The organism is Lysinibacillus sphaericus (genome assembly GCF_002982115.1).
Classification (GTDB): Bacteria; Bacillota; Bacilli; order Bacillales_A; family Planococcaceae; genus Lysinibacillus; species Lysinibacillus sphaericus.
Genome location: NZ_CP019980.1, coordinates 4,249,492 through 4,271,180 on the forward strand (window position 1 = coordinate 4,249,492; position 21,689 = coordinate 4,271,180).

Here is a 21,689-nt window from a genome sequence, read left to right on the forward strand (position 1 = left end):
AATTTTACTTCCAATACAGAATAAATAGAAAGATTTGTACTACTATAGGTCTTTAAAATAAATGAAATTTACTAGAAGCTATTAGTTATAAATCATTATATGGCTTCTCATCCTAAGAAATCGGATAATTACATTTATTGTAATTATTATAACATTAATACAAATAAATTACATTAATAAAAGTACTAAATTTCTACAATAAATTATTATACAACCATTACTATTGGCAGGTGCTTCCAATTAAAAAAGAGCGATTTCTAGAAAAATCGCTCTACAATCAAACTTATCCTACTTTCGTTTACCAGTAATTTGCGGTTCTTTTCCACCGCCATAGTTCTTCCAAACATTACTCTTCTAAATGATATGCGGAGGCGCTTAGCATCTGGGCGTAAATGCCCCCAGATTCAATTAATTCTTGCTGTAAACCTGCTTCAACTAGCTCACCCTTCTGCATAACGAGTATGACATCTGCATTATGCACAGTATTTAATCGATGTGCAATGACAAAGCTTGTGCGTCCTTGCATCAGTCGGTCAAGTGCCTCTTGGATTGCTAATTCTGTTACGGTATCAATGCTACTCGTTGCCTCATCAAGCAATAAAATTTTCGGATTAGCAATTAGTGCCCGTGCAATGGATAATAATTGCTTTTGACCTTGGGAAATTTCACGACCATCTGCTTTGAGAACAGTATCATAACCATCCTTTAGTTTCATAATAAATTCATGCGCATTAGCGAGCTGCGCCGCTTCTATAACTTCCTCATCACTAGCATCTAAACGGCCATAACGTATATTTTCCCTTACTGTAGTTTCAAACAAAAAAGGGTCCTGTAATACAAAGGCCATTTGGGAACGGAGTGCTTGCCGTTCAATTTGCTGTACATTTATACCATCAAATAGCACTTCGCCCTTCGTCACCTCATAAAATCTAGCAATTAACTGTAAAATCGTTGTTTTCCCTGCACCAGTTGCCCCTACCAAAGCAACCGTCTGCCCTGGCTCAACCGTAAAGTTAATATCTTTTAGTGTGTAAGATTCCTGTGCCACATCATATTTAAAAAACACATGTTTGAATGTTACCTGTCCTACTAATGTATGATTCTTTGCAGTAGACATTTCCATTTCAGACTGTTCATCGAGTAATGAAAATACACGCTCAGCTCCTGCAATAGCTGAGAGTACTGTATTAAACTGATTCGCCAAATCATTTAATGGTCGTGTAAATTGGCGAGCATATTCTGTAAAAATAACAATTACACCTATTGATACATGACCGTAAAGTGCAAGCACCCCACCAATACCAGCAACAATCGTAAAGCTCATATTATTTAAAAAGTTCATGACTTTTGGTATATATCCAGAGTACGTCTGTGCCCAAAAGCCTGTTCTTTTCAAACGTAAACTTTTGTCGCGAAATTCTGCCTTTACACGCTCTTCCTGTGAAAAGGCCTTTACAATTCGCTGTCCAGAAATAGTTTCTTCAATCATGCCATTGAGCGCTCCCATTGCTGATTGTTGCTCTTTAAATAACGGAGCAGTTCGACGTGTAATCCAGCGCATTGCCCAAAACATAATTGGAATAATTGTCATTGTTAAGATCGTTAACAATGGGCTCAAGCTTAGCATGATAATAAGCGTGCCCCCAAGCGTTAAAACGCTGGAAAACACCTGTATAAAAGAACTATTCAAAGTAGAGCTAACTGCTTCAATATCATTTGTCATGCGACTCATTAACTCGCCATGTTGCCGTCTATCAAAAAACGAGATAGGTAACTTTTGAAAATGAGTAAAGACACTTGTTCTCAGCCTATATATCGTCTGTTGGGCAATCCCAATCATCCAATAATTTTGTAAAAATAACGAGATAGCTAAAAGCACATAAATTCCGATTAACAGCGTAATTTTACTGCCTAGTCCATTGAGCTCGCCTTGCATCACATATAGATCAATTATTTTGCCGACTATATACGGTCCTAATAGCGCCAAAAGTGAGCTGACCATAACAAGGAATAGTACGATGACTAATAACATCCGTTGTTCATCGACAATTTTCCATAGACGCCATAATGTACTTTTCCAATCTGCTGCTCGTGGCCCTTTCTTTTTCTTTACAACCTGTTTTACATCCTCTTTCGATAAAATCGGCTCATAGCCAAAAGGTTTTTGGAAAAATCCCATTATTTCACCTCCTGCTGGGAGATAGCGATTTTTTGATAGAGCTCAGAAGTTTGCAAAAGGTCTTCGTGTGAACCATAGGCGACCACTTTACCCTCGTCTATTAACAAAATATGATCTGCACCTTTTGCCGTACGAATTTTTTGTGTGACAACGAGCATCGTTGCACTTTCTTCACTAAGCGCATCCCATAGTGCCTGCTCTGTTTTAACATCAAGTGCACTTGTACTATCATCAAGCATTAATATATGCCCTTTTCTTAATAGTGCCCTCGCAATCGATAATCTTTGTTTTTGACCACCTGATAAATTAACTCCCTTTTGCCCAACGCGCGTATCATAACCACTCGGGAAGTCTTCCACAGATGCATGGATTTGTGCCTGCATCGTTGCATTTAACACTTCGTCCATTTCCGCTTTCGTATCCCCCCAACGTACATTATCAGCAATACTACCTGTAAATAATAAAGATTGCTGCGGAACATAGCCTATAATGTCGCGTAGTTCTTGCAAGTCCCATTGTTGAACATCTTTTCCTTCGACATATATCTGTCCTTCTGTCACATCATAAAAACGAGGAATAAGCTGTAGTAATGTCGATTTACCAGCACCAGTAGCCCCCATAATGGCTAATTTTTCACCTGACTTCACTTGAAAACTTACGTTGGACAAGACGGTCGCATCTGTACCTGGGTATTGGAAGCTGACATTATGAAATACCAGCTCCCCTAATTTCAGGTCACTAGATGCCCCCACTATCGATGACGAAGTACTTTCTACTTCATTGTCAACAGCCAACACCTCTGTCATGCGTTCTGCTGAAGCTTTCGCACGGGCATAAAAAATAATAATAAAAGCAAACATTGAAAACGAACCTGTGATACGCATTGCATAGTTGACAATCGCTACAATATCTCCAAGCGGTGCTGTCCCTGTAGCAACTTGCTTTGTACCAAACCAAAGAACTGCCAATAAACTCATGTTCATTACGAACAATAAGACCGGCATAATATATTCCATCGTGCGCAGTGCTTTAACAGTATCCACCTTCAAATGTGATGCCACCTGCTCAAAACGTGAAGCCTCATATTTTCCACGTAAATAAGCTTTCACGAGGCGCATTGCTTGTAAATTTTCTTGAAGCACTCGATTTAATCGGTCTACACGCTTTTGCACTTTCCCAAAATAAGACACACCTTTTGCAACCATAAAAATCAGGAAAAGAAAAATGATTGGTGCCCCAATAACTAAAAACAATGCTAGTTTTGCATTGACAACAAATGCCATAACAATGCTTCCCACAACAGCAAGTGGTGCTCGGAGCATAATACGAAGGCTCATAAACAACACTGTTTGAACTTGTGTGACATCATTTGTTAGCCGAGTAATGAGCGAAGCTGTAGAAAATTTTTGATACGTAGCCAATGTAAAAGATTGTATTTTTTCAAACAAAGCGTTACGCAAATCAAAAGCAAAGCTTTGCGCAGTATGTGATGAAAAATATGAATTAATGACACCGGCTAAAAAGGCGATAAAAGATAAAATAAGTAATACGGCTCCCCATTGTATAATCATCTGTTGATTTTGAGCACGTACACCATCATCAATAATTTTGGCCATAATAAGCGGTTGAATCAGCTCTACGAATAATTCCATAAGCATCAAACATAATGCAATAACGGCTGTCCACTTATAAGGTTTTACATACGAAAAAATTACTTTCACATTCTCTCCCCCTTGTTTGAGAAGAACTAGTATTCTATAAATCTAGTCAAAAACACCTATACAAAAAATATTTTTATGCCTTTTCTCCTGCGATTGATAGCCATGTTACACAAACAAGCATAACGAAAACTCCCACTAATTGCCACAATCCAAGTGATGTACCAAATACAATAACTGAGATCACCATCGCCGTTAACGGTTCGATACTTGATAAGATACTTGTCTCTACAGCAGTAATATACTTCATGCTACTTAAAAATAGAATGAAGGCAACTGTGCCCGTAACGATTAGCGCCAGCATTAAACCTGTAATTTTGAAATCTGTAAAAACCGTCCACTGATTGGATTGCCATACACGACTTACTATACCTAACGTCACACCACCGATTAGCATCCCCCAGCCTACGACAAGGAGCACATTCCACTCTTTCATCAGACGTGCGGGATACAATGTGTAAAAAGCAAACGTTAATCCAACTGCTACTCCCCACAATAAGGCTTTATTACTAACTAATAAAGATTCAAAAGAAGCGTTCGTTAGTAGTAGAAATAAACCGAGTAATGTGCCTATAATACCTAATACTTGATATTTAGGTGGCCATTTCTTTAAACTAAGAGATACATAAGCAACAACAAATATTGGCGCTAAAAATTGTAGTAACGTGGCTAATACAGCATTACTTTCATTTATCGCTCCAACGAAAGCATATTGCACACCGAGCATTCCTACAATACCAAAGGTTATAAGCTGTCTACTCCAAAATTTTTGTTGCCATATGCTAAAAATATCTTTACCTGTTAACAATAAGTATGTAAGTAGAAAAATACCTGCAACCGATAGACGAATTGTCAACATAAAAGAAACTGTCAATGCTGTATGATTGAGTAACCATTCCATTAAAGGTCCTGTTGCTCCCCACAACATCGCTCCAGTGATAATAAAAAGTATACCTTTTAATCGTTCCATTCAATTCCCGCTTCCTATATACGTACTAAAAACTGTTATTTTTCTTCAAAACTTTTCTTTAATTTCGTTAGAAAAGTCCTATTTTTTCTCATTATCAAATATTTACAATTATATTCATAATGACTAATTCCCGATAATTATCTATAATATTAGTATATATTGATTACCCAAGGAGATCGAATACTCATGAGTCTTATGCATAAATCATTTACGATAGATGAACATTATATAAATTCACTTCCTTTTCCTGCAATTGTCATAAAGCAAAATGGACAAGCAACAATTTCGGGAAAACACGCTGAAGAACTATTTGGTTTCTCAGTTACTGACATTACAGGACATACTACTCCATCCATACATGAAAATCTACTAAGAAATCTTTCATCTGAGACGTTTCAAGCGATTTTACACAATACAGAAAGTACATATATAGATAAAGTTCAAGTGTACACACATTCTGAAGAAGAAATCTCTTCAGCATTGCTGGCAAAACCATTTATTGAACAAGGTGAACACCTTATTTTAATTATGTTTATGTTACCAGAGTTAATGATTAATTCTGTTTCAAACAGCAGTACATATGTAGACTTAAAGCAAGGCTTAGACTCTACATTTATGACAGTGACTTTGGATCGTGATGGCTTTATATTAGAGTGTAATGCAGAATTTTTAAAAATTAGCCAATGGACACCAAAGCGAGTAATCGGCAAAACTTTTTGGCAACTATTCCCTGAAAACGAAGCGAGTGAAAAAATTACAAATACGATATGGCGCAATTTGAATAATGGCCATACGTGGCAAGGGGAAATCGAGAAGGTTACGAAAACAGGGCAGTCCTATTGGGTACTTCTCACAGCTATCCCAACTTTTAATTTAGAGGCAAATGAACAACAGTTTATTTTAATTGAGAAGGATATTACAAAATCTAAGACCATTCAACACCAACTTGAAAAAATTGCTTATATCGATACAGAAACAGGCTTAATGAATGCCCACCGTTTAGAAAAAGTGATTACAAAAATGATTGAGGAAGAAAAACACTTCTCCTTCGTCTATTTAAGTATCGATAAATTTTATACATTAAAGGAATTACACGATCAACAAATCAATCAAAGCCTAATTATCGAATTTACAAACCGCATCAAAATGTACTTCCAAGACAGTACGATGGCTCGTATTAACGAAAATGATTTTGTTGTCATTACGCCATTAAGTGAATGGTTTATACAAGGCTTCTTGTCCTATTTACAACAGCATCCAATCTATAGCAGCAATATCGCAGTACCTATTTCAATTAGTGGTGGTATTACACGCTACCCTGAGGATCAAACAACCTTCTCTCAACTAATGAAGGCCTCAATCGCAACGATTACGAATGTGCGTGAAGCAGGTGGTGACAAAATTGTCTCCCTTTCAAAAGCAACACATAAAGCATTAAATCGAAAAGCTTTAATTGAAAAACGTCTGCTACAAGCGCTAGACCAGAAAAACCTAAAAGTACTTTATCAACCACAAGTTGACATCTATTCGGGTAAAATTACAGCGGTAGAAGCGCTCGTTCGTTGGGAAGATGAAGTGATTGGTGTCGTTTCACCAGATGAACTAATTCCAATCGCTGAGGAAACGGGTCTTATTAACAATATTGGATCGTTTATGATAGAAAAAGCTTGCGAGCAAGCACTTATTTGGAAGAAGGCTGGTCATAATTTAAAAGTGGCTATTAACTCATCTGTGCGTGAATTCCGCGATAAAAACATGGCCAAATCCATTCTTGATATGTTAGCCAAAACAAATTGCCCTGCCAATCTCATTCAAATTGAAATTACTGAAAAATTCGCCTTAGAAGCAGAAGCTGCTACCTTTATTACACAGCAAATGCGAAAACTTGAAAACGAAGGGATTGCTTTTGTTTTAGATGATTTCGGTACTGGTTATGGTTCATTCCGATACATGCAAATTTTACCAATCGAAACATTAAAGATTGATAAAACATTTACTAGTTCGTTATTAAAGTCCGAAAAAACACAAAAGCTTATGCATGGCATGGTACAGTTAGGAAAATCTATGGAGTTAAAAGTGGTAGCTGAAGGCGTTGAAACAGCCGAGCAAGCTGATCTATTAATCACTTACGGCTGTGATGCTATTCAAGGTTTTTATATTAGCAAACCTGTTACACCAGACGAAATCGAAGCATTACTTATAAAATAAATAATGTGATAAAAAGCTGTTCCGAAGTATCCAACACTTTCGGAGCAGCTCTTTTTATTCACCATATTTTGTATAATGTAAAGTGATACTTTATTTTCGATAAGTTCTTTGCAACTTCGACTTGCTTGAGCGGATAGCACGAAATACAAATTGCATTAGGACCTCTGCAAACACTAAGCCCATCACGATTGCACCTGTAATTAAAAACGCCTTCAGCCCATATTGTAAGCCCTGTAAATAATCATCTTCCACAACATTACGCATTGCATTGTAGGCCATCCCCCCTGGCACAAGCGGAATGATTCCCGCCACAATAAAGATAATCATCGGCATTTTAAAGCGGCGTGCATATAAATGTGCAACAATTGCAATGATAAATGAGCTGAAAAACGAAGCGTCTACAACGTCCAATCCCTGCTCAGTCAAAAGATAATAAATCATCCAGCCAATCACACCAACAAAACCACAATGAAACAAGGTTTTTCTTGGTACATTAAAAATAATCGCAATACCTGCTGTTGAAAAAAAGCTCACAATTAATTGTGTAATTATATCCATCTCTTCCGCCTCCTAAAACGATAGGATGACGGCAATCGCTGAACCAATAGCAAAGGCTGTTAAAAAAGCCTCTGCTCCCTTTGCCATCCCTGACATAAAATGACCTGCCATTAAATCCCTTACCGCATTGGTGATTAAAATACCTGGCACTAGTGGCATAACAGAGCTAATAATAATTTTATCGATTTCTGTACCATAGTTAAACTTCACTGCTAAAAAAGCAATAACGCCAATAATTAACGAAGCCGTAAACTCCGAGAAAAATTTCACTTTTGTTAAATGATTCATTAGAATAAGAGTAAGAAATCCTAGCCCACCTGCAATAAATGCTGTAGGGAAATCAGACCATCCACCCTTAAACATAATCAGAAAACAGCCACTGGCAAGTGCTGCTGCAAATATTTGTATATAAATTGGTAAAAAATAATTTGTTTTTTGTATCGACTTTAGCTCGTCATAAGCGTCTTCTAATGATATTATGTGAGATGTGAGTCTACGAGATACTGAATTTACCAAGGATATTTTTTGCAAATCTGTAACCCTACTGGAAATAGAAGTGATTCTCGTCGGCTGTGTCTTGCCTAACGAAAAAATAATACCTGTAGGTGTAGCATAACATTGCGCATCTAGCATATTTTGAGATTGTGCCATACGCAGCATCGTATCTTCAACACGATATGTTTCTGCACCACTTTCAATCATAATTCGCCCTGCAAGAAGCAAGCAGTCAATAGTAAGTTCATTATCCACTTCACGTGATAGCATTCCAGTTATCTACCTCCTTCAAAAGGTTCCTTGCATATAGTAACGAACTGTAAATAAAAACTCAACAAAAAATCTTCGATATTATCAATTATATTTTGTCATAATTGTATCTGTCGCTAAATGATACAATGCCTTCGGTACAAAATCCATTATCCGTCGAATTTCATTGAGCTAAAATGTGCAAAATACAGTTTGCTTTGAACGAGTCTTTTATAAGTTCTTGTCGTGATAGTTTTAAAACACTGTTACATACTATTTTTTATTGTATTTCTATTAAATTCAACAAAAACTTTGTAGATTTCTACAACTTTTCCGTTGACTCGCACGTCTGATTTTATAGAAGAATAATTATAGAGAGGAGCGTACCAACATTGATTCAGGAACGCAGAAAAAAACGCGGCCCTATGATTGACTTTCTGTTAATTGGGCTTATTGTTACATTAATATCCATCATCCTTGTCATTGTATTGTCTAAGGACCATTTTAAATTCCAAAAAATCAGTGCTTCCAAAGACACAAATAGTGAAGCAACTAGTAATGTATCCACTGAAAACTCTGCGTTTCCAGGTATACGTATTACATCTGACGTTTCTAAAGATAAACGCACACCTTTTGCCGTTCACTATCCACAAACAGAAAGTGAAGTTTTTAACGATGTCGTACTGCAGTATATAACAAAGGCAAAAGAAGACTATCTGTTATCTATGAAAAAAAATAAAGATAAAAAGGCAACAGGTGAGCTTACTATAAATTTAGAGACTTTCCCATATCAGGATCACTACTATTCTTTTGTCTTGACGAAAATGCTGTATTTAGGCGGAGCAAATCATGTCGTCTCCACTAAAACATTTTTCTTTAATAATGAAACGGGTGAAGCAATCAATATCCAAACATTATTACAGAACGACAACAATAACCTGACAACTTTAGCAGCCTATGTTCGCAAAGACTTACAGCAAAATCTTGAGCTAAAAGATCAACTCAATAATGATGAGCTACTGAAAGTAACTGAGCCGAAGTGGGAAAACTTTAATCGATTTGCTATTATCGATGATTCAATCCATTTTTACTTTGATGAGTACGAAATTGCCAGTGGCGCAGCAGGTGCACCTATAGTGAAGCTTGCTCTTTCACTTATTAATCCATTATTAGCATCCGATTTTCAAATTGCTATGGAAACAATGGAACCTACAAAACCTGTTTCTCCAGGGGATCCAAACGCCAAACGTATTGCATTAACGTTTGACGACGGTCCACACCCGAAAGTAACCGAACAAATTTTAAATACGCTCGATAAATACAATGCAAAAGCGACGTTCTTTATGCTCGGAAGCCGTGTGAAACACTATCCTAATATCGCGAGAGATGTTCTCGCACGTGGTCATGAAATCGGCAACCATTCTTGGAATCATCCAGTATTGACTAAAATGCCAATGGAGCAAGTTTTAAAAGAATATACGTCTACTGCAAATGAAATTGAATTAGCGATTAATCAAGGCGCAACTGTTTTTAGACCTCCATACGGCGCTACTAATGATGACATCAATGCAAAAATACCTGTTCCTGTAGTACTGTGGAGCATTGACACTTTGGACTGGAAACATCGTAATTCACAATTATTACTGACATATATTAAAAAAAATATGCACAACAATGCCATCGTGTTAATGCATGATATTCACCAATCAACAGCAGATGGACTTGACGCTGTATTAGCCTACTTACAGAGTGAGGGCTATGAATTTGTGACTGTCTCTGAAATTCTCCCTTATCGTGAATAGCACGAATAGAAAAAGTGTTAGATTGACCGCAATCAATCTAACACTTTTTTGCTATGTCGGTGTTATCCGCCTCACCACGCACACGCTAGTTGCCTCTTACGTTGTGTGCATTCTAAGCAGAAGTCACCACTCGATTTAATCTATTATTTAATAACCAGTGTATCTAGCGCTTTGAAATCTTTTAATTGGTAGCTCTTTACTTCATTGCGAGCAACGGTGTATAAAGTATCGCCAACATAGACAACACGTTGTACAACTTGCTCCCAATTCTCATATTGCTCATTTGTCTTTCCATTTATAATATTTCCTTTTAGCACAATGCCCTTCTCTGCTGTAATTTCGTAAATTTGTGCACCCTGACCTTGGTAGACTATCTCATCGCCTTTTCCTTCTTCATAAAGCACGACTGGGAAGCCGAAGTAATGATAGTCTTTATTGCGGAATAAAGCTTTTGGATTGTATTGTACATCTGAATAAGAGCCTTTACCGCCTATTTTAACGGTAGATTGCTCTTTAGGATTTTTAAAATCTGTCACATCAAACAAGGACATTTTCATATTCGTTGACACTGTGAAATTGCGTTTCGTATAAGCATCATAACGTTCTTCCGTATCATAACCAATGCCTATTAAGTGTGTATCATCAAGCGGATGTAAATAATTGCTATACCCTGGAATTTTCAATTCTCCTAGTATTTTTGGTTTTCGTGGATTAGCTACATCAATAACAAATAGCGGATCCACTTGCTTAAACGTTACGACATAAGCTTTCTCCCCCATAAAGCGGGCAGAATACACCTTTTCCCCTGGTGCCATATCCTTTACTGCACCAATTTCTTTTAAGTTCTCATCTAATATGAACAGATGGTTACGAGAAATATTTTTTTCATCCCACGTATTTCCTTCAGTCGTCACAATGCGGAATTTCCCGTCATACTCATCCATTGAATATTGGTTTAACACGGATCCTTTCACTTCACTCGTGCCTACAAACTTCAAGACCGTTCCATCTAAGTCCCACTTAAACACTTGTGTATCATTTGATTGAGGCATCCAGATTCTATCCTTTATACCTCCCATTGGCGTTATTTGTTTATCGTCATATTTTGGTGTAGTTAAGTAGAGGGCATCTTCTGACATATAAAGTCCACTACTACCACCTAAATAACCTTTCGTACTCGCTGATGTTTTGGCACCATTTTTTAAATCAATTGCTGTAATTAAACTATATGAGCCATCCATCGTGTTTGGTAAAATAGAAATTTTCTCGATAGCTAAGCTTTTGTATTCCTTACTTACTACACTATCATACGTTTTAGGTTTTAAATCTGGTTTACTTCCCTCTTGAAGTATCCAATAATTCGGATGCATGTTACCAATTAAATACAACGTATCATTCGTAATACGTATATCCTGTAAAGAGCCCTCCTGTGCAACTTCCCGTATCACTTTGGGATTTTTCGGATTTGAAATATCATAAAAAGTTGCCGTTGACATACTTGTGCCTGCTTGCTCAATATATTCTTCTCCGATAGCAATTAATAGCTGATCGTATAATGCTAGTTTCGTAATATATTGAGATTCCTTTTGTTTAATTGTCGTTGCAAGTTTCAAATCTTGGGGATTATTAGCGTCAACAACCGTTATACTTTGATCTTTTATAGCGTAAATAAAGCCATCTTTAACAACGACGATATCCCCCTCCTCGACACCTTCTACTTGGTTGTTTGTTGTAGAAGAATTATCTGCAACTGGGGCACTATCTTTACTACTAGAAGCACTATCTTCAAGGACGTTTATTTCTGGTCCTCTATTTCCATTTGCCACAACAGCTTCAAAATATTGTTGTAACTCTTTTTCAGATTTAACAGCCTCTATTTTGTCAATAACAGTAAAGGCAATATCATGCGATGTTGCTTTCAATGTACTATAAGCAAAAGCTTCCTTTTGCACATGTAAGCGGTAACTCCCAGCAGGAAGGTTACTGACAAAAAGAGATTTTTTATCTTCTCCTAATGTAATCGTTGCCGTCACCTTTTTGCCCGACTCATCCGTAACATAGACATATTCATCTGTTACATTTTTTAATGTTTGTGAAAAGGATGCTCGCCAACTTTGCGTTGTCATTATTGTACTTGCTGCTTTAGCTTGTGCCTCTGGGGAAATCATCAATGTAAAAATCCCTGGTAAAGCAGCTAAAACGATAATCATGAATATAGCTAGCCATTTACTTCTCATTATTTTCCACTCCTTCATATTACTTGTTTTATAATTAGACTACTAAAAGGTTATAAAGTTACATTACATGAAAAATTTTCATAAAAATAAAAGTGACTACCACCAAATTCAGAATTGTTTCGGTGCCTGGCACCATAACAAAAGACATCTGGAATAGGTCATCCGGATGCCTTTTGTACAATAAATTTAAAATAGCTGTCGTTTACTCATCAAATGGCCATTTCGGTAACATTTTGGCTAATGGCTTATCGTTTCTTCGACCAAGTACATAATCTGCTTGCATAATTGTATGGATTTCTCGTGTACCTTCATAAATAACGGGCGCTTTCGAGTTACGTAAATAACGCGCTACAGGATAATCATCCGAATAGCCGTACGCACCATGAATTTGCAGCGCGTCATCAGCCGCCTTATTGGCAAAATCACATGCCTGCCACTTCGCCAAGGACGTTTCTCTAGTATTACGAATACCTTTATTTTTCAACTCGCCAACCCGATAAACGAGCAGTCGGCTCATTTGATAGCCCGCTTCCATTTTGGCAATCATCTGTCCGACAAGTTGATGCTCGCCAATAGGCTTCCCAAATGTCTCTCGTTCATGGCAATATTTCACACTTGCCTCAAGACACGCTTGAATAAGCCCAACTGCGCCTGCAGCCACTGTAAAGCGACCATTATCCAGTGCAGACATCGCAATTTTAAAACCCTCTCCCTCTTCTCCTAAACGATTTTCAACTGGAATGCGTAAGTCTTCGAAAAAGAGCTCACCTGTATTGCCAGCACGAATACCGTACTTGCCCTTAATCGCCTTAGAAGTAAAGCCAACCATGGAGCGTTCTACAATAAAGGCACTGATACCGTGGTGCTTTTTCGCTTTATCTGTGTAAGCAAAGACAATAAAATGATCTGCTATATCACATAAGGAAATCCATGTTTTTTGCCCATTTAACACATAACAATCACCATCTCGTATGGCTGTTGTCGTCATGGCTGCTACATCCGAACCCGCACCAGGTTCAGTCAGCCCAAAAGCCCCAATCCGTACCCCCTTCGCCTGTGGTACAAGGTATTGCTGTTTCTGCGCCTCGGTGCCCCATTGCATTAACGTCATACTATTTAAACCTATATGGACGGATACAGCTGTTCGAAAGGCCGTATCCCCCCGTTCAAGTTCCTCACATACAATGGCTAGTGCGTTATAATCCATGCCGCTACCACCGTACTTTTCTGGCACGCAAACACCCATTAGTCCGAGCTCGGCTAGTCTTGACCAAATGCTTGTATCAAAACTTCCTGCGGCGTCCCATTTTGCAATATGTGGCATTATTTCATCATCCACAAACTGGCGTACGGTTTTTCGTAAGATTTCCTGCTCCGTTGTAAAATCGAAATTCAAGGACTTCACCTACCATTTCACAATCATTGCAGACTTATGTGATGTTTCTTTAATGACAACACCGCGCTTCGCCATTTCTTTAATATACGTCTCCCCTGGAACGATCGTTTCTGGAGCAAACACGCCACGTTCTGTAATCGCGCCATCACCAATCATTTGGGCAACGACAGAAATTGTATTCGCTGTTGCACGAGCCATCGCTGTTTCATTATTCGTCATATCTTTACGTACGACCATTTCGTATTCATATGTGACCTGCTGTTGCGCCTTTTCTCCTGAAACAATTACTCGTAATAACACCGCATCAGGCTTTGTTCCAAGTTCAAGCTTCTTCTTAAGCGCCTCCCTGACAACAGCTCTAACAGGCACTTCTAGGTTATCGACTTCTACATTATTACTTGCATCTAAAAAGCCTAAATCAGCTAGCAATTTAAACTTTTCTGCATGCCCTTTATATCGAATTGTCTTATATTCTAATGTGTGGACATTTGGGAATGTCTTATAAAGAGTGGATATACCACCCGATGTATAAAATGCCTCAAGCACACCAAAATCATCGAAATAGATAGGCTCAATCCCTGATAATGATGGGACTTCTTCAAGTTTCCCCTTTTGAATCATTTTAGAAGGCTCTGTATAGTGGTCAAATACACCATCCAATGAAAAGACACGTGTATAGTGCAACGGTGGCTTCGGCTCTGTTGGAATACCTCCTACATAGAGTTTAATAGATTCCACTTCATCTAGTTTTGTTGCGCCATAGCCCGCTAATATATTGACCATACCTGGAGCTACACCTAAGTCAGGAATAAGTGTCACACCTTTTGCCTTTGCTTCTTCATGTAAAGATAAAATCTTATCCGTTACACCGCCAATATGCCCCCCTAGATCGACAGAATGGACACCGGCTTCTATCGCAGCTCGTGCTACACGTTCATTGAACGAATAGAACAGTGCATTGACCACAACATTACCTTTCGCAATAACCGATGTTAAAGAGTCATCATTTTCCGCATGAAGCTCTACGACTTCAACTTTATCTGTCTTTAACGTCTCAACAAATTGTTGGGCTGTCTTTACATCAATATCCCCTAAAATGACCTGTTCCACTTTACTATTTTTTATTAAATCACGAGCAACCTCTTTCCCCATCAATCCTGCACCTAATACAACAACTTTCATCAAGAACATCCCCTTTCATTGATCTGTTACTTTGTATCGATTTGTGCTCTTTGTAATTTACCGCTGTAGTCAACGTAGATGCTCTTCCATTCTGTGTAAACGTCCAATGCTGCCACACCGGAATCTCGATGTCCATTCCCTGTTCCTTTCGTTCCGCCGAATGGCAAATGGATTTCTGCACCTGTCGTACCTGCATTGATATAAACAATACCTGTATCTAAGTCGCGTTGAGCGCGGAAAATCGTGTTCACATTTTGTGAGAAAATAGAGCTTGATAAGCCAAATTTCACACCATTATTGACTTCGATTGCTTCATCTAAATTTGCAACTTCAATAAGAGAGACGACCGGACCAAAAATTTCTTCCTGTGCAATAATCATATGAGGCTTTACATTTGTAAACAATGTGGGCTCATAGTAAAACCCTTTATCATAAGGTGCTTCATTTAAAATTTTGCCACCTGTTAATAAGGATGCACCTTCTTGTTTACCAATCTGTACATAATGATTAATTTTTTCTAATGCCGCTCTATTAATGACTGGACCGATTTTCACAGTTTCATCCAAACCGTCTCCAATTGTTAAAAACTGCATTGCTTCTAATAGACGATTTTCTAATTCTTCTTTTACATCTTTATGCACAATCACACGACTACATGCTGTACATCGTTGACCAGCGGTGCCAAATGCACTCCATAATATCGCTTCTGTAGCGAGCTGCAAGTCTGCATCCTCCATTACAATGACAGCATTTTTGCCGCCCATCTCTAGCGAAATTTTCTTTAAATGTTTGCCGCCAAGTTCCGCCACCTTACTTCCTGTTGAGGTAGAGCCGGTAAACGATATGACTTTTACATCGGGATGCTCTATTAGCGCCGTTCCGACAGTTGGCCCTGTACCAAAAACAATATTTGCTACTCCTTTCGGTAAGCCAACCTCTTCAAAAATTTTCCCCATTTCATAAGCCATCATCGGTGTTTCATTTGATGGTTTCCAAATAAATGTATTGCCAGCGACAATTGCAGGGAAGGATTTCCACGTAGCAATTGCCACTGGGAAATTCCAAGGAGTTATTAACCCTACTACGCCTATTGGTGCGCGTACACTCATAGCAAATTTATTGGCAAGCTCTGACGGTGTCGTCTCTCCAAATAACCGTCGACCTTCACCCGCCATATAATAAGCCATATCAATTCCTTCCTGTACCTCACCTCTAGCTTCTTCAATCACCTTACCCATTTCTTTTGTTAAAACGGTCGCCAAATATTCTTTCTTGTCTTTCATCTTTTGACCGATGGCATATAAATAATCTGCACGCTTTGGTGCTGGCACAAGTGCCCAACTTTTTTGTGCTGCCTTCGCTACAGCTACCGCTTCCGTCACTTCATTTGCAGTTGAAAGTGGTATTGTTGCTAAGTGCTCTCCGTTTGCAGGATTCGTCACTGCTATACTTTGTAAATGCGAATGTGTAACCCATTTACCACCGATATAGTTTTTAATCTCCATTACACACACCCCCTGATATATCTATGATGCCTTGGCTTCTTTGAACATGTCGCTAATGCTACAGAAAATATCCGTCGCTCTCGCCCTCTATGTGTACTGCATTATATATATGCAGATACAAAATGCCAAAATTCCGAATTTTCATAACAAAGATATGACTCGAATAATAATTTCGTAGCAATGTTAGGTTAAAATATCGGTGGCACTTGCCAAAGGCTTTATCTTCATTTCCAGTAATTTTAACTAGATGATGATACTTTCACCACTAGTAGTAAAACAACTGAAAAAAGATAAATAATACACATTCTAGTTTTTTATATTCGACATTTTCTATCTTAATCCCTTTTTTTCTAAAATTATTAATTATGTAATGAAACTATCCTGCATAATAATCGTATACAATAACAACAAATGATATTGGAGGAATTACACGATGAATAACCATGAGATCGACTACAAAGTATTTGGGGATGACATGCAATATGTGCAAGTTGAACTTGATCCGCAAGAAACGGTGGTAGCAGAAGCTGGCGCCTTAATGATGATGGATGATGCGATTCAAATGGAGACAATTTTCGGAGATGGTTCGAAAGGCAATGGCCAAAGCGGTCTTATGGGGAAATTACTCGGCGCAGGGAAACGTCTAGTAACTGGTGAAAGCTTATTCATGACAACATTTACAAATAACGGTACAGGGAAACGTCATGTCTATTTTGCGTCTCCGTACCCAGGTAAGATTATTCCGATGGATTTAAGTCAACATAAAGGGAAAATTATTTGTCAAAAGGATGCTTTTTTAGCAGCTGCTAAAGGCGTTTCTGTTGGTATCGAATTCCAGAAAAAAATTGGCGTAGGCTTCTTCGGTGGTGAAGGCTTTATTATGCAAAAGCTTGAAGGCGATGGTATGGCTTTTGTACACGCTGGTGGGGCAATTCATCGAAAAACGCTACAACCAGGTGAAGTTTTACGTGTGGATACAGGCTGTTTAGTGGCGATGACTTCTGACGTTGATTATAATATCGAAATGGTTGGCGGCGTAAAAACGGCACTATTCGGTGGAGAAGGTATCTTCTTTGCAACTTTACGTGGCCCTGGTACTGTATGGGTTCAATCATTACCATTTAGCCGATTAGCAAGCCGCGTCTTCGCTGCAGCACCGATTTCACAAGGCGGTGGCGGACATTCATCAGGTGAAGGTGGTATCGGTGGTCTATTTGATATGTTCAATAAGTAACTAGCCAAATAGGTCTTAGGCTTTTCTTTAAAAAGGCTGGAACAAAAGAGAAACAGTGTTAGATTGACCCCAATCAATCTAACACTGTTTTGCTATGGCGTTGATGTCCGCTACGGCGGTCGCTTTCCGCTCAGCACAGTAAGCTGCAATCCTTGCTTTCGCGCGGAATGCCCGCTTCTTATGTTTTGTGCGTTCTTGCAGGAGTCGCCACCTCGCTACCATCAACTAGTTTTCACTATGTTTTATCATTGCATGGTGATTGGATAGCGTTTTATCCGCTAAACTTTTTTATATCGCTTTTGTTTCTTCCCTTAGCCATACTTGTTCTTCTTCGTTTAAATAAGGAGCTAGCGTAGTGAATACCTCTTGATGGTAATGATTTAGCCATTGCTTTTCACTTTCTGTTAACATGTCTTGATTGATACCTGCTAAATCAATAGGACAATACGTTACTGCTTCAAACTTCATAAATTGACCAAATTCTGTTTTCTCATCTTCTACTACTGACATCATATTTTCAATTCGAATGCCATACTTACCTTCAAGGTAAATTCCCGGTTCATTCGTAATAATCATGCCTTTTTCTAATGGCACATGATTGGTATGGCGGATGCTTTGTGGCCCTTCATGAACATTCAAGAAAAAACCTACACCATGGCCTGTGCCACATTTATAATCCAAGCCATACTGCCAAATTGGTTGTCTTGCTAAAACATCTAAATTAGCTCCTGTTGCACCGTACAAAAATTTCACTGAGCTTAATGCAATAAACCCTTTTAACACTAAAGTAAAATCTCTTTTTTGTTCATCCGTAAGACTCCCTAAAACAATTGTCCGTGTAATATCTGTTGTTCCATCATAATACTGTCCGCCTGAATCAATTAAAAATAGACCTTCATTTTTCAGCGTATATTGTGTTTCTTTATTAGCTTTATAATGCATCATCGCAGCATGGTCTTGATAACCTGCAATCGTATCGAAGCTAGGCCCTACAAATCCTTCTTGCTCTCTTCTGAAATTTTCTAATCTTTCTTCTGCAGCAATCTCTGTAACTTCTTCTTTATCTACAACGTGTTTTAACCATTTTATAAATTTCACCATAGCTAAACCATCTTTTATTTCACACCATTTTAGATTTTTTATTTCCACCTCATTCTTAATCGCTTTTAAGTTAGTCGTCATGTTAGGACTTTCAATTTTCGTTACATGACTGTTAATGGCATTATACAATCTAATATTGGTTTTATTTGTATCTAGACTAACAGTATCTCCGCCCGAAAGGTTTGCTAAAAAAGTTTCAATTTCATGGTACTCCCTTAACGCAATACCTTCCCCCTCCAGTTCTGATTTCAGCGCAGTAGGGACCTTGCAAGAATCAATAAATAAATAACATGTATGTTCTGCTACGATGACATTCGCTATAGCCACTGGATTGTTCGGTACATCTGCTCCTCTAATATTCAATAGCCATGCAATATCATCAAGAGAAGTTAAAATATAATAATTCGCTCCTTGATTTTTCATTTCTGCCCTTACTTCATCTAATTTCTCCGAACGTGATTTTCCAGCATAGTTGACGTCATGACTAAAAATCGTTCCTTTAGGAATTTCTGGTCTATCTCCCCATAACTCACCAATTAAATCTTGATTCATTTTGAATAAGATTGCCTTCGCTTTTAAATCTTTTACCATACTTCTAACCATATCAATTGAAAAAACATTTCCATCAAAGCCAACATTGCTGCCTTCTTCAAGAACCTCTGCTAGCCATTCTGTATAAGAAGGCACCCCTGGATCCATCATTCTAAATAATCTAATACCTGAGTTTTCAAGTTGCTTGTCAGCTTGAATATAATATCTGCCATCTGTCCATAAACCGGCATCATTTAAAGTAATGACTACCGTCCCTGCCGACCCTGTAAAACCTGATAGCCATTCTCTACCTTTCCAATGTTCTGCTACATATTCTCCTTGATGTGCATCAAAACTTGGAATGATATAAGCATCCAGTTGATGTTTTACCATGAGCTCTCTTAACTTTTTGACTCTATCTCTACTATTCATTACGAATACCTCCATTTTCCTTTACATGCATTTTTTTATTTTCACGATCATACAGCCATAAGACCAATGCTATACTAATAGACCCTGCAGTCAGTTTTGCTACTATAAACGCACCTAGCATTTCCGGAGCTACTTCTGATACAAAACCAAATTGACCCCCAAATACAAATGCTCCACTTACGCCAAAAGCCGTACATACCACTTTTCCTTTAGGGTTCATATCCTTATATGTTCCAAATATTAATAGATTACTAGCTAAATTTCCGAGAAGGCCCGCTACTGACACAGCATTTATGCCAACTTTCTCTCCTAATGCTTTAAAACTTTTTTGGAAAATTCCACTTAGCATAGCTAGCATCGGATATGCTCCCGCTAAAATAAATGCAATTTTTCCTACTATAATAATCGATTCAGATAGCGGTGCTAATCCTGAAACAAGCTTTACACCAAATATCACGTCAATGCCTTGGAATAGTAATCCAACAGTACTTAACGTCACTATAAACTTTCCAAATAGATTAAAAGCTTTTATAAAAACATGTGGAGCCTTGAGTAATCCGACCCCTAACATAATAGTAAAAACAAATATAGGAACCAGATTCCATACAAGTAGAATGATATTTATTTTTTGCCATAAGCCTGCTACAAGACATCCAATTGGTATAGTAATAATGCCAATTAGCACACCTTTAGCAAAATATTTTTCATCCTCTTTAGCAAGCATCCCTAACGCAACAGGTATTGAAAAACTAACGGTAGCTCCTAAAGTAGATGCAATAATAATTCCTGAAAATGCTCCCATCTCATTTGACAAAGCAAGCTTTTCAGCCATTTGAAAGCCTCCCATATCGACAGCTAGAAATGCTGCTGGAATAATGGAAGGGTCCAGATGAAATACTTTACTTATTGGACTAATTTGAGCGGATAAAAAATTTGTTAATACAGGTGCTAAAGACAGTATTCCTATCATACCAAGCCCCAATGCCCCCATCGTTTTTATGCCTTCCTCAAATTTTTTGCCCAATTTCAAATGATTACCAGTAATATAATCAATCCCACCGATTACAAAAAAAGAACCAATTAGGTATAATACAAATTTATCCATTCCCATTATCACTTTCTATAAGCTTTATTACTGCTCGCTAGCTGTAGTGTACATCCTACTATTTGAAAAGATAATTAGGTGTGTTAACAGCGATAAGCTTAACCTTTTTATTAGTGTAATTCGCCCAATTGTGAGAGATAGTTGAGTCCATATGAACACAATCACCAGGATACACTTCATGTCGATTACCATTTATGTAAACGGTTAATATACCTTCTAAAACGTAAATAAACTCTTCGCCCTCATGCGTATAAGATAAAATTTCTTCATCTTGCTTTTGCGGTAGAATTTCGATAAGCCTTGGAACAAGTTGTTTATTTTCCAAGTTGGTGCTTAAACTATACTTAATAAATCTACCTTCTACGGCTTCCATTATTTCTTGCTCATAACTCCTTAAAACGATATCTTTCCGCTTATGTGGATAATCAAAAAAATATGTTAAATGGACTCCCAATATTGTAGCTAGCTTTTCAAGTGAATCGACTGCTATCGTCGTAAGTCCCCTCTCTAATTGAGACAAAAACCCAACAGATAGTTCGCTTCTTTCACTTAACTCTTTCAAAGTAATACCTTTGTCCGTCCTCAATTTTTTTATTTCCATCCCTATATTCATCATCTCACCCCTATTTTTCATATTTGTGAATAATATAATATATATCAATCTTATTCGCAATAAATTGTGAAATAAATTCATAATAATGAAATTCATCTTCTAGCATTTCATTAAATATCCCATATAGTGTCTGCACTATCAATCTATAGGCACAAAAAAAGGCGCTTGATCCAT

General features: G+C 37.8%; 15 protein-coding genes. 3 read left to right on the top strand and 12 right to left on the bottom strand.

The window, feature by feature from the left end; all coding sequences use genetic code 11:
- Positions 1-346: 346 nt before the first annotated feature.
- From LS41612_RS20745 to LS41612_RS20755, 3 genes are all read right to left on the bottom strand, one after another.
- The gene (locus tag LS41612_RS20745) at positions 347-2,179 is read right to left on the bottom strand and encodes an ABC transporter ATP-binding protein (protein WP_024362766.1); all 1,833 of its coding nucleotides are present in this window, start codon (positions 2,177-2,179) and stop codon (positions 347-349) included.
- On the bottom strand, positions 2,179-3,900 hold the full coding sequence (locus tag LS41612_RS20750) for an ABC transporter ATP-binding protein (RefSeq protein ID WP_024362765.1): 1,722 nt from the start codon (positions 3,898-3,900) through the stop codon (positions 2,179-2,181). The genes LS41612_RS20745 and LS41612_RS20750 overlap by 1 nt, the downstream gene beginning before the upstream one ends.
- 73 nt (positions 3,901-3,973) lie before the next feature.
- Positions 3,974-4,867, bottom strand: coding sequence for a DMT family transporter (locus tag LS41612_RS20755; protein ID WP_024362764.1), 894 nt, complete (start codon positions 4,865-4,867; stop codon positions 3,974-3,976).
- A 186-nt stretch (positions 4,868-5,053) separates the two neighbouring features.
- Here LS41612_RS20755 and LS41612_RS20760 point away from each other — a divergent pair, with 186 nt between their 5' ends.
- Positions 5,054-7,075: a bifunctional diguanylate cyclase/phosphodiesterase gene (locus tag LS41612_RS20760; RefSeq protein WP_024362763.1), complete on the top strand. Its 2,022-nt coding sequence runs from the start codon at positions 5,054-5,056 to the stop codon at positions 7,073-7,075.
- A 90-nt stretch (positions 7,076-7,165) separates the two neighbouring features.
- On the opposite strand, the gene LS41612_RS20765 is transcribed toward LS41612_RS20760, so the two are convergent.
- Both LS41612_RS20765 and LS41612_RS20770 read right to left on the bottom strand, forming a co-directional pair.
- On the bottom strand, positions 7,166-7,633 hold the full coding sequence (locus LS41612_RS20765) for a threonine/serine exporter family protein (protein ID WP_024362762.1): 468 nt from the start codon (positions 7,631-7,633) through the stop codon (positions 7,166-7,168).
- Positions 7,634-7,645: 12 nt separating this feature from the next.
- Positions 7,646-8,398 carry a threonine/serine exporter family protein gene (locus LS41612_RS20770; RefSeq protein WP_024362761.1) on the bottom strand — a complete coding sequence of 251 codons (753 nt, stop codon included), beginning with the start codon at positions 8,396-8,398 and terminating at the stop codon, positions 7,646-7,648.
- 371 nt (positions 8,399-8,769) lie between these two features.
- Between LS41612_RS20770 and LS41612_RS20775 the strand changes: the two genes are divergently transcribed.
- Positions 8,770-10,179: a polysaccharide deacetylase family protein gene (locus LS41612_RS20775; RefSeq protein WP_233433815.1), complete on the top strand. Its 1,410-nt coding sequence runs from the start codon at positions 8,770-8,772 to the stop codon at positions 10,177-10,179.
- 143 nt (positions 10,180-10,322) lie between these two features.
- Here LS41612_RS20775 and LS41612_RS20780 read toward each other — a convergent pair whose 3' ends face one another.
- From LS41612_RS20780 to LS41612_RS20795, 4 genes are all read right to left on the bottom strand, one after another.
- Complete coding sequence (locus tag LS41612_RS20780; protein ID WP_024362759.1) at positions 10,323-12,416, bottom strand: beta-propeller domain-containing protein; 2,094 nt, start codon at positions 12,414-12,416, stop codon at positions 10,323-10,325.
- A gap of 202 nt (positions 12,417-12,618) precedes the next feature.
- Positions 12,619-13,812, bottom strand: a complete 1,194-nt coding sequence (locus LS41612_RS20785; RefSeq protein ID WP_024362758.1) for an acyl-CoA dehydrogenase family protein — start codon at positions 13,810-13,812, stop codon at positions 12,619-12,621.
- A 9-nt stretch (positions 13,813-13,821) separates the two neighbouring features.
- Entirely contained in the window at positions 13,822-14,994 is a 1,173-nt protein-coding gene (locus LS41612_RS20790) for a saccharopine dehydrogenase family protein (protein ID WP_024362757.1), read from the bottom strand.
- A 26-nt stretch (positions 14,995-15,020) separates the two neighbouring features.
- Positions 15,021-16,499: an aldehyde dehydrogenase family protein gene (locus LS41612_RS20795; protein ID WP_024362756.1), complete on the bottom strand. Its 1,479-nt coding sequence runs from the start codon at positions 16,497-16,499 to the stop codon at positions 15,021-15,023.
- A gap of 433 nt (positions 16,500-16,932) precedes the next feature.
- Here LS41612_RS20795 and LS41612_RS20800 point away from each other — a divergent pair, with 433 nt between their 5' ends.
- Positions 16,933-17,733: a TIGR00266 family protein gene (locus LS41612_RS20800; RefSeq protein WP_024362755.1), complete on the top strand. Its 801-nt coding sequence runs from the start codon at positions 16,933-16,935 to the stop codon at positions 17,731-17,733.
- 288 nt (positions 17,734-18,021) lie between these two features.
- On the opposite strand, the gene LS41612_RS20805 is transcribed toward LS41612_RS20800, so the two are convergent.
- From LS41612_RS20805 to LS41612_RS20815, 3 genes are read right to left on the bottom strand one after another with little or no spacing between them, the layout of a single operon-like run.
- Complete coding sequence (locus LS41612_RS20805) at positions 18,022-19,797, bottom strand: aminopeptidase P family protein (RefSeq protein ID WP_024362754.1); 1,776 nt, start codon at positions 19,795-19,797, stop codon at positions 18,022-18,024.
- Entirely contained in the window at positions 19,790-20,902 is a 1,113-nt protein-coding gene (gene eutH, locus LS41612_RS20810) for an ethanolamine utilization protein EutH (RefSeq protein WP_024362753.1), read from the bottom strand. Before eutH ends, LS41612_RS20805 begins: the two co-directional genes overlap by 8 nt.
- A gap of 58 nt (positions 20,903-20,960) precedes the next feature.
- On the bottom strand, positions 20,961-21,518 hold the full coding sequence (locus LS41612_RS20815) for a helix-turn-helix domain-containing protein (RefSeq protein WP_231785462.1): 558 nt from the start codon (positions 21,516-21,518) through the stop codon (positions 20,961-20,963).
- Positions 21,519-21,689: the final 171 nt, after the last annotated feature.